Origin of the sequence: Sphingomonas sp. Leaf208 (assembly GCF_001421415.1) — a bacterium.
Classification (GTDB): domain Bacteria; phylum Pseudomonadota; class Alphaproteobacteria; order Sphingomonadales; family Sphingomonadaceae; genus Sphingomonas.
The window spans coordinates 89,794-102,960 of record NZ_LMKH01000038.1; the positions used below are offsets into that span (position 1 = coordinate 89,794).

The 13,167-nt window shown below is 55.9% G+C and carries 7 protein-coding genes and 3 pseudogenes; 5 read left to right on the top strand and 5 right to left on the bottom strand.

From position 1 onward, the window contains the following. Positions 1-37: 37 nt before the first annotated feature. From ASE69_RS21695 to ASE69_RS23165, 4 genes and pseudogenes are all read left to right on the top strand, one after another. Positions 38-760, top strand: a complete 723-nt coding sequence (locus tag ASE69_RS21695; RefSeq protein ID WP_156362451.1) for a Crp/Fnr family transcriptional regulator — start codon at positions 38-40, stop codon at positions 758-760. Between the two features lie 705 nt (positions 761-1,465). Then, positions 1,466-2,169 (top strand): annotated as a pseudogene (locus ASE69_RS23155) (IS3 family transposase); the annotation flags it as partial. Position 2,170: 1 nt separating this feature from the next. Further along, a pseudogene (locus ASE69_RS23160) lies at positions 2,171-2,586 on the top strand (integrase core domain-containing protein); the annotation flags it as partial. Positions 2,587-2,649: 63 nt separating this feature from the next. Then, positions 2,650-2,784 carry an integrase core domain-containing protein gene (locus ASE69_RS23165; RefSeq protein WP_414883537.1) on the top strand — a complete coding sequence of 45 codons (135 nt, stop codon included), beginning with the start codon at positions 2,650-2,652 and terminating at the stop codon, positions 2,782-2,784. 1,179 nt (positions 2,785-3,963) lie between these two features. Here the strand turns inward: ASE69_RS23165 and ASE69_RS22345 are convergent. Further along, complete coding sequence (locus ASE69_RS22345; protein ID WP_156362452.1) at positions 3,964-4,299, bottom strand: hypothetical protein; 336 nt, start codon at positions 4,297-4,299, stop codon at positions 3,964-3,966. Positions 4,300-4,440: 141 nt separating this feature from the next. On the opposite strand from ASE69_RS22345, the gene ASE69_RS20515 reads away from it, so the two are divergent. Beyond that, positions 4,441-4,788 (top strand): GNAT family N-acetyltransferase, encoded by a 348-nt coding sequence (locus ASE69_RS20515; RefSeq protein WP_235519021.1) that lies wholly within the window; start codon positions 4,441-4,443, stop codon positions 4,786-4,788. A gap of 1,484 nt (positions 4,789-6,272) precedes the next feature. Here the strand turns inward: ASE69_RS20515 and ASE69_RS20520 are convergent. From ASE69_RS20520 to ASE69_RS21710, 4 genes and pseudogenes are all read right to left on the bottom strand, one after another. Then, a complete protein-coding gene (locus ASE69_RS20520) occupies positions 6,273-6,767 on the bottom strand; it encodes a tyrosine-type recombinase/integrase (protein WP_056490939.1) in 495 nt (164 codons plus the stop codon). A gap of 1,006 nt (positions 6,768-7,773) precedes the next feature. Beyond that, a pseudogene (locus ASE69_RS21705) lies at positions 7,774-8,757 on the bottom strand (IS481 family transposase). Positions 8,758-10,189: 1,432 nt separating this feature from the next. Beyond that, positions 10,190-10,330, bottom strand: a complete 141-nt coding sequence (locus tag ASE69_RS22350; protein ID WP_156362453.1) for a hypothetical protein — start codon at positions 10,328-10,330, stop codon at positions 10,190-10,192. 519 nt (positions 10,331-10,849) lie between these two features. Further along, positions 10,850-11,607, bottom strand: a protein-coding gene (locus ASE69_RS21710; RefSeq protein ID WP_156362454.1) for an IS5 family transposase whose coding sequence is annotated in 2 segments (ribosomal slippage) — positions 10,850-11,274 and positions 11,274-11,607 — 759 coding nt in all. Because the reading frame shifts where the segments join, the coding sequence is not laid out codon by codon here. Between the last annotated feature and the right edge of the window lie 1,560 nt (positions 11,608-13,167).

The window sequence follows — 13,167 nt, forward strand, 5'->3', positions numbered from 1 at the left end:
TCATATAACCGCAGCCTTTCCGTCGGATGGTCTTAATTTGCTTAACAGTCATGAAGCCCTGATCTTTCAGTTAAGCGCCCAAGGTGAACTTTCGCTGGATGATCAACGCGCAATTTTAACAATACCTATGATATCACGATCTTTTGCGCCGCGTGATTTTTTAGGGAGGGAAGGTAAATCAGTTTCCAAATGCGCGATACTCACTCAAGGTTTCGCAGTCCGGCAGAAACTGACGAGCCAAGGTGATCGCCAAATCGTATCGCTCCACGGTCCTGGCGACGTATTAAATTTTCAGAATGCTTTTCTCGAGTTTTCTGACTACGATCTACGTTCCGTGGAGGAGTGCTCAGTTTCATTTTTTGATGCGTCGGCAATTAGAAGTTTGGCGGCTGAGCGCCCTGCAGTAGCCCATTCGCTATTAGTAGGCGCTTTTATCGAGGCCTCAACTGCTCGCGAATGGATGCTCAATTTAGGACGACGGAGTGCTCGAACGAGACTGGCGCACTTTCTTTGTGAATACCTGGACCGCATAAGTTTGCAGCGGCATCCAGCCGACGGGAAGTACGAGTTACGGCTAACTCAAGAGCAAATCGGCGATGCGACCGGGATGACCGCGGTCCATGTTAATCGGATGCTTAAAGCCTTACAAACGGATAACCTGATAGGGCATTTAGGTCGAATTATAAGCGTGCCAAATATAGAAGCTCTGATGGACGCAGGAGAATATAGCCGGCGCTACCTCCGCCTACCCTATTTCTGATTTGAGATTAATTTGGCACAATGCCCACGCATATATTTACGTTGTAACTAATATATTTTTACATTTTTTTAGTATAGTCAACTGATATATCAATAATCAAATGCTAATCTTTATAATCTACGACAGGAATAATATCCGGTAATTATCTATCTTCTTTACGTAAAAGTGATTTCTTCTTTATTTCGGCTGGTAGGCTGCGGACTATGTCGCTTATTAAGGTAGCTTTATGGTTTGCACAGATTAGTTTCGCAGCATGAGGCGATCTTATCGCAGATGCTAAATCCGATGCGATCTTTCCAATGACCTTAGCGAACCGCCCGTCTTCTAATCTGCGAGCAGCCAGTTACGCTATCCAGCGACGATACTGCGTAACGCACGTTCGGCGATGTGTTATTGATCTCCAGATACCTCGCATTGATCTAGCAACACAATACCGGCTAACCAAACGTGGTGATGGCAAGATTTCTGCTATGCCAGACTTCGATCAGAACCGGTGCCGTGTCTCGCGTTTCGCGTCTCGCATGAGATCGACCTTGTCAGTCTGACCTGCTCCCCAGAAATCATGCCATTGGTAAGTTAGCTCGTCAGATGGAGACGAGTGATGCGGCGAGGCCGATTTACCGAGGATCAGATCATTGGCGTGCTGCGCGAGCATGAGGCCGGCTCATGCCATTGGTAAGTTAGCTCGTCAGATGGAGACGAGTGATGCGGCGAGGCCGATTTACCGAGGATCAGATCATTGGCGTGCTGCGCGAGCATGAGGCCGGCGTGAAGACYGCCGASYTGTGCCGGAAGCATGGGATCAGTGAYGCGACGTTCTACAACTGGAAGGCGAAGTACGGCGGGATGACCGTGTCGGARGCGGCGCGGTTGCGGGCGCTCGAGGACGAGAACCGCCGGCTGAAGAAGCTGCTGGCGGAGTCGATGCTCGACGTGTCGGCGCTGAAGGATCTGCTGGGMWAAAACTGACCCGGTCTGGAGATCGCTACGCTGCGGTGGAGAAGCTGATGGCCGACCACAGCTTCTCCGAGCGTCGCGCCTGCAGGCTGATCGGGGTCAACCGGTCGGCGTGGCAATATGAGCCGCYTCGCGGRAAGGACGATGCTGTCCGCGARCGGATGCGCGAGATCGCGAACGAACGTCGTCGCTTCGGCTATCGACGGCTGGCGATCCTGCTCAAGCGGGAGGGCAAGGGCATGAACCTGAAGAAGGTGTATCGGCTGTATCGCGAGGAGCGACTGACGGTGCGCAAGCGTGGYGGTCGCAAGCGMGCGCTGGGCACGCGGGCGCCGATGGCGATYCCGCAAGAACCCAACCAGCGCTGGTCGCTCGACTTCGTATCGGACTCGTTGGCCTGCGGCCGGCGGTTCCGCATGCTCAACGTCATCGACGACTACAGCCGGGAATGCNACCCAACCAGCGCTGGTCGCTCGACTTCGTATCGGACTCGTTGGCCTGCGGCCGGCGGTTCCGCATGCTCAACGTCATCGACGACTACAGCCGGGAATGCCTAGGATGCGTCGTCGATACCTCGCTGTCGGGTCGGCGGGTCGTTCGCGAGTTGAGCGCCATCGCCGAGCGTCGCGGGCTGCCGTGCATGGTGGTCAGCGACAACGGCACCGAGCTGACCAGTCATGCCGTCCTCGCCTGGTGTCAGGACACCGGGGTCGGGTGGCACTACATCGCCCCGGGGAAGCCGCAGCAGAATGGCTTCGTGGAATCGTTCATTGGTCGCTTGCGCGACGAGTGTCTGAACGAACACCTGTTCCCCTCGCTGGCTGCGGCGAGACGGATCATCGAGGCATGGCGGACGGACTACAACACCGNGTCGCTTGCGCGACGAGTGTCTGAACGAACACCTGTTCCCCTCGCTGGCTGCGGCGAGACGGATCATCGAGGCATGGCGGACGGACTACAACACCGTGGGTCCGCACAGCAGTCTTGGCGGGATGGCACCCGCCGAGTTTACGAACCGCCCCCGCCAGGGGCATATGGACACCGAAGCTAAGTTATCAGCGGCCTGAAAACGGGGAGCAGGTCAAGTCCAGCCCATGTGATCCTCGTGGTCTTCGCAACCCCCGGTGAATCACAAGCTACTGAAATCGCTCAACTCAATTTTCGGTCGGGCTCTTAGATAATCGCAGACCAGCAGTTGTGGAAATTCCGGGAAGCGATCGCACCAGTCCCCAAGACACTCAGAAGTTAAAATGTTAAGATTCAATTATCAAGAAATTAACATGTGGTTATCAATTGATAACCAACCGGATTACGAGATATCCGATAAATATCCAAAAAGGTAAAACGTACGCGAAGCTTATGGCAATTCCACGAAGAGGCTTAGCCTCTTGATGTACCTTTTTGATCCAGAACTTATCCACGCTTGGCAGATACAATAGATTGTTTATTTTCGCAAGCGCTTCTTAAAGATCACAGAAACGTCAAGAGCCATTGGTACGAGAGGCTCGATCCGGTCCAGGCGACTTAATGATACCTAGGATGAGCAACCTGTACTGACGTAGGGTAAGGTGACGGCGCGGCTGCAACCGCTCTTTCCCGAACTACGGCAGACCCCAACTGGATGGTCGACACTCGCTAAGGGGTATCGTCTTCGCCAACCTAATGAGGTGCGGTAGCATAACAGGCCGAGCCTTTACGGTCCACACAGTACGCTGTACTACCAGAGGAAGAGTTGGGTCGAGCGGGGTGCGTTCCCTGATATGAAAGATAAGCCGTCTTCTATGATGCCTGCCAGCTTCGGGCGGTATCGCGGCCGTTCTCAGCTTCGTCGGTACCGGCGTCACGGGCACCGTCACGGTTCTTCAGGTGCGCTCGGCAGATTGGTCCACGCTATCATAGTGGTCCCCCAAGTAGCCTTCCCTTTGCCGACGCCGTCTGTGGTTCGATCAGCATCGTCCGACTTGACGCTAAAGTTGTCGGAAGGCTCGTGAAACCGGCATGATTTAAAAAAAGCCGGACGCGACGGACCTCAGATAATTCATGTCGGTGGAGGATTCTCAGATCGGATAAGTTGTACGCCCCACGGGGTGTGCGGATTTGGGTGGGGCGTGGCCCCCTCTCTTTACGCATACTCGAGATCTACGTCTCCACGCTGTACTACCCTGAAGTGGTTGAGATAAACGAAACGGTAATCGCACGAACAGGCGATACGCTAGCTCGTTACAGCGACCTACCTATTACAGCGTTCAAAACGGATCGTTCTGCTCAATTAGATACTCGAGAACCTTGCTTGGCAAAGGATGCGCGAAGTCGATGCCAATTGCCGCTGGGCTGCTCCAAGCTACCCAACCCTGAATATCCGTGAAATTCGGTATAGCTATCCGAACAAATGTGCCAACTGTAACGCTTAAGTTCGTTTCGATACGGCAACCCCGCACAGTGCAATCCGTGACTTTTACCGCACACGTGCCAAATTTTGCAGCAGAGACCGATGCCTCCCAGTCCACCACGATGCGGACAGCAGCGCGCTGATCCTTTCCCGTCCATCCGGGGGGGGCAAGCTTGAAAGTGCGAAATGTCATTACGGGCTTCCTTGCGCTGGCGGTCCACCTTGTCTTACGATGGGTACGTCTAAAGGGGTAGTAAAACGCCAGTCGAGTAATCGCCGCCTTACTTATATTTGATGTGGTGGGGTGACACGTCAATCCACTCAAGGGGCAGCGATGATTACTACTCGTATTGCGGAACCGTATGATCTGTCACGGATCATGACATTCGACTCGTTTCCCGGTGATCGAATCGCTGAGATCGTTGAACGCCGGATGCTGGTGGCTGAGATAGGTGATATGGTTGTCGCCTATGTGGCTTGGCAGCACGGAGGCTGTATAAGTAAGGATTACGTCAATAAGCTCGTTGTTGCTGACGGATACCGGCGCCGTGGGATCGCCCAAGGATTGATTGGCGCACTGAACACCGTGCTGGCAGGACGTATCTTTATTTCCACGGGAGCGCACAATGCCGCTGCGGTCGCGTTGCGCAAGGGTACGGGCTGGGCTGCTCTGGACAGATAGTGGGTTTGTTACCGATGGAAGAGCCTGAATTGTTCTTCCACCGCGACCTATGGCCTGAAGGAGCAGTGACCCATGAATTGCTGGTACAATGATCTGACAATGGCGAGAGCGGCACGGCAGGCTTCGGCGGCGATAGGGCCCCGATAAGGTGATAAGCGCCCCGCTTGTCCGTGTGACTGAAGCAGGCGGGGCGCTGAGGTACTCACACTGGAAGCAAGGGCCCCGATTACCGCTATAGCGACGCCTTCCTAACAGACAGTAAAGCGTCCCGCCTGTTCCATGAGACACCAATATGACTCGGGCGCGAGCCAGCATCAACCGTTTTGTTCTCCTGGCTCCGAACGCAAGCTCATAGGTAACGGCCCGCCCCAACGGGTGGAAGGGCGGGCCGGGTGGGATCGAGTGCGATTCGACGGGATCAACCTTGCATTTGCGAACGGACAAGTGACGGGCATCAAGATCCGGTTCAATAAACCAAACCCCTGTCCGCCCACATTGTGGGTATCGTTACGGAGAGCAGAGGACGTCGCTCGGTGTGAGAGTGACGCCTCACGGACCTGTCTGATTGTGCTAATTAGATCAAGTATAACGGCCCGCCCCAGGGGTACAAAAGGCGGGCCGACCGAACGCGTTAGCGGCGCGCTCGACGCCTCTTAAGTGCCTTCACGTTTAGGTCATCTCAAGGGGTAACGGCCCGCCTCAAGCGCCGTGTGAACGCAAGGCGGGCCGGCTCCTTACCTGCTGAAGAGCTCAGAGCATGGCCTGAACTGTTCAGCCTTCAATTCGGCCCACCATAGGAAGGAATAGACATGGCGACAGCATCAGAGCCAGCGTGGTTCTCGCTGCGCGGGCGAAATACGGCACGCGTGAAGCATCAGGCGGCGAACAGCCTACGCGAACCGGCAACGTATGACGTATCGTAGATCAGGCGGGATCGAATACCAATCTGGACCTTGAACGACGTGTGCGAAGGATGGCAAGGTTGTTATTGCATCACGGAAATGAGCCACCAGCCGTGACGCGCGGGTTGTCAGCGCTGGTCGACTGCTGACGGATGACAAGGCAAACGGCCTATCTACCCTCGTATCAAACTGGGTGGCCCCGCTTAATCAAACCGAGGAACGGTGCCCGCCTTCTGGATGCCTTCCGTTAAGAGGTGACGCAGTAGAAAGGTCCTCGCTCTCTAAGGTGCGGCGCAAGCAAAACAGAGAGCGAGGAAGTATGACCGAGCGGCCGGGCTCGGGCGCCGGTCCATCACAAAACGTCAATACGCCTGTCGTTGTTAATCAGGAGCAACATACCGGTCATTTTCGATTAATCTACCATCTGAGCGTCAAGCTTGGATGGGCCGCGACATCCATCTCACGAAACGTTGTCTTCCACCTAACGCCCGCCATCTCCCACCGCGAAGTGCTATCAACGCAACGGATTGTAAAATTACGCACTACTAGTGCACAATTAACCACGATACGTCTCGATAATATTTAAATAGGCGCGGACCTGCTCGCGGTGACGAGGCCGCCGCCCTCCTGGATGACGCGTAGCGCGTTCAGGATCACAGGCACGGTAACGGTGCGGATCGGCATCGCGCCGATCGCTGGGAAGACGTCGCGCTCGAGGCTCGCGAGGACATCGCCGGCATGCACGTTGGTCCAGCGCTGGCGCATGTGCGCGTGCCACTGGCGCGCGACGTTCTCGAAAGGACATGCTTTTCCGGTTTGTACAATTTCACAAGTCCGAGGATCCTCGCCGCGGCCGAGCTGCACGCGCACCTGGTCGCACCGGGCCCGGGCAGCATCGAGCGACACTTCGGGAACAGCGCCGATGGTCAGTAGCAGTTCCTTCCCGCCGAAGCGGAATTTGATCCGGAAAGACTTCCGGCCAGTCGGTGCCACGTAGAGGTGCAGGCCGCCCTGGTCGAACAGCTTGTAGGCGGCCGCACGCGGCCGCGCGGCTTTCACCGCAACGTTCGTCAGCATTTTAGGCCTCCGATGATGTAAGTTTACAATTGTTAAGGTTGGTTGCTTTATCGGTTTGCCCATCATGAGCAGCGAACGAACAATCGGGGTGCGCTTCACCTCAAAGGGCATCGATCGGATGATGGAGCGCAGCTTTGAGGACGGACTGAATGCCAGTCGGACGGCTAACGGCAGCGTGGCGCAATGCCCTTACGATGACCAGTTGGCCCCGAACCTCAGAGGCGCTTGGATCTACGGCTTCTTAACCGGCAAAGCGCAACAGCCCTGCCGGCGCACACTGCGTCTAAGCTGAGGCGGTCGCGGCAGAGACATCCTCCGCCGCGCCCCGCGGCTTTCCGCGGGGTAGAGCGGTATCGATACCCCTACTCTGTATACGCAATACCGCACACCGCGCCGTCATCGTCGTAGTCCTGAAACGAATTTCTGAAAACTACCCGTTTTGGAGGCGGTCAACGACCCCGAACTGTAACGGCGAAACTTCTTTACAATTCGATGTGTCACGTCCCCGCGCCTCAATGATCATTTCTCATTAGGAAAAACTGAGTGCATAAAACGTTCACGCGCTTCCAATCGGTCGGCTCGGGGAACAAACTTTGTCTAGGCTACCTACACTGATAGCCGTTGAAGCTGGTAAGCTTTCCCAACGAGCAAAAGATTATTTGCTCACCGCAGAATTTAATGGCGTCTGCTGGGCAAGTTGTTCAACCGAAACAGACATTGTTGAGGAGCTTACTAAAGTGAAGGCCGTCATTGAGGTCGAAGGTAGGCTCAAAATCACCAACCGAGGGATGGTTCATCGGTACCATTTGACTTCAGTAACCCATGGAAAATTCCACCCCAGTGCGGAACTGTACTTTTAGGTAGCCATGGTGGGGCGGAAAAATGCGCCGCTACGACCGCCATCTGGGTGACCTGCGCCGTCTCCAGCAGAGATACCCTGCCGCTCAAGAGAATGATCCATTTCAGACAGATGGACAACACAGTTTGTAATCCAAGCTACGCCCCGCTAGGTGTTTAGTCCCGGCATCTGGTGGATCGGATCGACGATGAACCTATCCGGCTCTGACGTCCAGATTTTGGCGATGTATTCGTAAGGCGTGAGGCCACTGAGCGTCTTGAGCCGGCGGGCGAAATTGTATGCCGCCATGAAGTCGGCGAGGTGCACCGGCAACTGCTCGTGGCTCTCGTAGTGTAAGCGTTTGACGGTCGCTTCCTTAATCGTGCGGTTCATCCGCTCGACCTGACCGTTGGTCCAAGGATAGTTCGACCTGGTGAGCCGGTGCTCAATGTCATTGGCTTCGCAGATCATGTCAAAGCGCATTTGGCGCGACCAGGCGGTGTTGCGGTTGCGTGGTTGCTCGGCGAACTAGATGCCGTTGTCGGTCAGGATCGTGTGAATGCGGTAGGGCGAGGCTTTCCAGCAGGTGTTCCAGGAACTCCCAAGCCGTCCGCCTGTCAGCCTTGTCGACGAGTTGAGTGACCGCGAACTTGCTGGTGCGGTCGATGCCGACGAACAGGTAGAGCCCTTCGACGAGCTCAGGAGAGCCTTGCCCTCGGCGGTCTGCCCCTCAGCGATGTCCACGTGGAAGAAACCGATAGGGTAGCGCTTGCGGCGCTGTCGCTTCGGCTTGTCCCCCTCAATGTCCGGCAGACGGGATATGCCATGACGCTGCAGGCAGCGGTGCAGCGCTGAGCGTGTCAGATGCGGCATCGACGGCTGCAACGCATAGAGGCAATCGTCGAGCGGCAGGAGTATGTGGCGCCGGAATGCGACGACCGCTGCCTCCTCGGCTTTGGTCAAGGTCGTGGAGCGAGGGGCCTTCGGCCAGGTCTTCAAATCCTGGACCGTCGTTCGCTTACGCCACTTCGCCACCGTCTTCGGGTTTATCCCAAGCTCCCGGCTCAGCGTCGAGAGCGAAGCTTGCGATCGCTGTATTGCTGCTCTGACGGCGTGCGTGGTCGTGGCGCTCCCGTGACGTACCTGTCCCATACGGCTCCCTTCCAGTCTAACGAAAGGATCGCACCATCAAACCGTGGGATCGATGGTCAAGTCGAGCATGGCGGAAACACATACTACATTTACTCGGCGCTGGGCAGCACCGCAGGCGTAGCCAACCTGCAGTTCTGATCAGGCACAACGCATCGGTGCCTTTACAACCAACGTCGTAATTCATCTCCAATACCCCCCTTACCCAGTGTCCGCTACGACCGCCTAGATCAAACATGCCGACCGATCGCTATCGGACGGCTCGAAGTATGGCCTGATCACGCCGGGGCTGAAGGGGGTTAGGACGCTTGGTCTGAAAGCGAACACGGTTACTCGCCACGTTGATGGCTTACGCTATCAAGTTGTGAAATAAGAAATTCCTCGCTCTTCGAGGTGCGGCGCAAAAGCAAAACGGAGAGCGAGGAAGTATGACCGAGCGGCCGCGCTCAGGCTACGGTCCATCACGACGCTATTGAACGTCAACGCTGCCGATTCGGCATAAACTTAAATTACTATTGTAAGAGACTCACTCGCTTTGCAGAGCTTGCTAACCCGCGACCGTCATCTCGCGAAAGGCGTTCATACACGTAGCCCCTACCTGATTTGAAAGCGTCCGGCCTTCAACGCATTCCATGCGACTTTCTTACATGTACGGTACAACGTGCTCGGTCACCGCATCCTCATCGTCGCTCGTACAGAGTCGGCATCGTACAACCATGGCGAGTCATTGTAATTTTGTCCACGTTTCGTTCCAGATAAGGAAACAGCGGCAAAGGCGAATTACCGTTGATCTAGCGGTACAGATCCTGCGCTCATCTCTTGATCAAACCAGCGCTGGACGTGTCGACACCATTCGTTTGGCGCTTCGCTGCCTATGGGCGCCGCCCCAAGCGCTGGCAGCTGATCAGGTTCTTGGAAGACGCGACGCAGAAAAAAGAGATCGGCCGCAGCCAGAGCGTAACGGCATAGCTCAACGCGCTCGTTTAACAGCTACGTCGCTTGGGTAGCTATTGGGACACCGCCTTTTGACGGTAGCTTGATCGGATGACGATCGCCCGAACGTTCAGTCCTGATATGGTGACATGTGCCTCACCTCTGAACTCCCGCGCTAGCTTTAGGCTCCGTAGCTCATCGATAGCCTTGGACGAAGGCGACGAGAGCATCCACCTGCAGCCATTGAACTTCGCGGCCAACAAAGCGAGCCGAGCCTCCTCCGACAGCCTGGCAGCAAGCGCGACACTTTTGATGATGCGGGCCGTCACCGTTGCTTGGCCTCAATAACCATGTCGATCGCCTGAGCTATTCGGCGCCAGTCCTCGACCGCAACACCATCGCTGAGGATCGCCGGCCAGACGCGCGATAATATAAACTGCAGTCAGGTTGTAATGCTTAGCTAAAATCGCCCTAGCCTTCATCCAGACGTCGCGGTTGCCTATCATACGTCGAGGTCGCGTCGCGCAATTTCAGCAAGCAGAGCGTTGGCGATCATGTCGTTCGCTCGTCCGGTTGTTTGTTGATAGGCGCGTAGCAATTCAGCGTCTGTTATCTCTTTCGGCTTCGGTGTCGGCCCGTCCATTCGTAGGGTTTATGCGCGATCAACCGATTCGAGCAATCGTATCTTCAAGGAAAAGCGGGACGGCGCGCGCCTGACGCTCGTGCGCCGTCCCTATCCGTTGCCCAATTCCAGGAAACCGGTGGCGGCGTGCGCCCCAAATACCAGTTACTTCCGTTAAAGCTAGCGCTGTTGAACCGTGGAAACCAAAACCACGTATGCACGAACTCACCACTTCTACAGTCCGCACAGACTTCGGAAGCCTTATTAAGTGCGAGTAGCGGCACGTCAACCCCGTCGCCCGGGAAGGTCAGATACGGGTGACTACGGTTTCCCTTTATGCATTCGTTTTTAAGAGAAAATAGATAGGATACTGTTCTCTTTTGCGAGGTTCCACGGGTTCTCAGCCGACAATCTTAATGCCGCGGTTACGGGTCGACAATACAGCCCGGAATCGGATGTAAAAAGCTGACTTACGCGGGCAAGCAAATAGGATCCGATTCACATCTTTTGCAACACGTTGCTAGGGTCAGGACTCGTTGATCAAAGCCAGAAGATGACAGTGGCAGCGAGGGCGATGGCGGACGAGAAGACCGTCGAACACCTGTCGTAGCGGGTCGCAACGCGGCGCCAGTCCTTCAGCCGTCCGAACATGATCTCGATACGGCTACGGCGCCTGTAGCGGCGTTTGTCGTATTTGATGGGCTCGAGCCGAGACTTCCTACCTGGGATGCATGGCTGGATGCCTTTGGCCTGTAAGGCATCCCTGAACCAGTCGGCGTCGTAACCGCGGTCGCCGAGCAGCCATTGCGCCTTGGGCAGATCGTCGAGCAATGCGGCCGCACCGGTGTAGTCGCTGACCTGTCCAGCGGTCATGAAGAAGCTGAGCGGACGGCCGTTTGCGTCGGTCACGGCATGGAGCTTCGTGTTCATACCGCCTTTGGTGCGACCGACCAGGCGCCCAAGATCCCCTTTTTAACCCGCAGGCTCGATGCCGTGCGGTGCGCCTTCAGATACGTCGCGTCGATCATGACGGTCTTTGGGTCGGCATCAGCGGCAGCCAGACCTTCCATCATGCGGAGGAACACACCCATCTCACCCCACCGTTTCCAGCGATTGTAGAGCGTCTTGTGCGGGCCGTAGTCGCTGGGCGCATCACGCCAACGCAGCCCATTGCGGTTCACGAAAACGATGCCGCTCAACACCCGCCGGTCGTCAACTCGCGGCTTGCCATGGCTCTTTGGGAAATATGGCCGCAGGCGTGCCATCTGCTCGTCCGTTAGCCAGTACAGGTCGCTCATCCTCAGTCTCCTCACGGAGCCTGAATCAGATCGCGTCTCTCACATCAATGGGTCCTGACCCTAAACGGCCGACGGCATCGCTGACGTCAGGTGATTGGCTCATTGGGGCAACGTACGCCTTCCTTTAGGGTCTGCAAGTCATAGATCGTTTAGGAAGTAGAATTCCTTGCAACGGCTACTAAGGCGGTATGCGCTGTTCCATGCGGTCATCAAGAACGGCCGATACTCAAGCGCTCTGCACGCTCGGCGTGAGCCGCGAGCTCATCAAGTTTGGCGGCGGACGCTAAAAGCGCGGCCTTCCTATTTGGCAGCTTCGCGTCTTCCGCTGCTGCGCGGTCAGCGGCTGCACGGTTGCGTAAATCTTCGCTCAACGCACTCATAAACTCAGCCTACCAATTTCAAACTATCGCAGACGGCTATGTAGGGGCCGTGTGCGAACTGACCACCTCCTTTGCCGGCCTAGACTTCCGAATGAGGATAAGTCAAAGAACAACAGGCGCATAGAGGGCGTACTCTGCGCTCCGAGTGGCGGCGTCGACCTACGCTTCACGCCAGAAACCTGTTCAACGAGAACGGCGTTGCAATCTTCAGCGATCGCGCTGCACGGAGCTGGGCTACTCTAGCAACGAGCGTGGGCTCCTGATCAACAAGTGGCGGAAGGAAGACTAGGCTATAGCGGTTTTTCAGCAATGCACGGGAATGGCACATATCTGAAGCCAGTTCGGCGTCGGGCTGCCTACCCTACCCTACCCGACCCGGTCCCTGATGTTCCACGGCGCGAGCCTCCCCGGCAGGCGCAACCGGTGTACGATTCCCACGCGCTCGATCCTCATGTGGAAAGGCCGAAGTGGGAAGCATGAGCGATTTGGGCGAGTGCTACAGAAGGAGTATTTGTACCTGTCTAGCGTTTAGGACGACCTTGCCTGTCGGATTATACAATCAAAGCGTGGACGGGTGCGGTAATATTGCCGGTATGCTCGCATGGACGCCCAAGTCGGAAGCGGGCATGAACTTACCGTTAGCTTGCAATTCTTATCAGGGCAATGGAGGCTCTAGAGGCCCAGTGAAAAGTGCTCCGGCATTCGAACGGCAGCCGGCCTGATGCGCTAGAAGCTCGATCTGCGGGAGGTGCCCATTTGACCTACGTCTTCCAAAGCGATGCGACTTCAAGACTTATTCTGGAGGAGACGGAGCTTTTCGACTTGCTCACGAAGTTCGGCAAGCCGTTCCTCTTTATCTCGCACGACCCACTTTTGTTGATCATCCTGCCAACGATTGACGCTCGGTTACAAAGAATCCTCTATGTTCGGGCCATGGCTAGGTTGCATAAATTGGTCAGCCAACCTAACCTAATACGCGCATGTCGTTAGCCCCTTTTCGGCATCGTACACTTGGGCGGCTTCGGTCGCCTTTTTTGTGCCCTGGCTCGTCGGTCCAACTCACCCTCTCAATCCTATTGATGAGCTGCTGCCGGTCCCATGGACACCAAGTTAGGCTACATGAGCCTGCTTCTCGAAGTCCATGGGGCTGAGATAGCCCAAGGTCGAGTGCCTGCGCCTG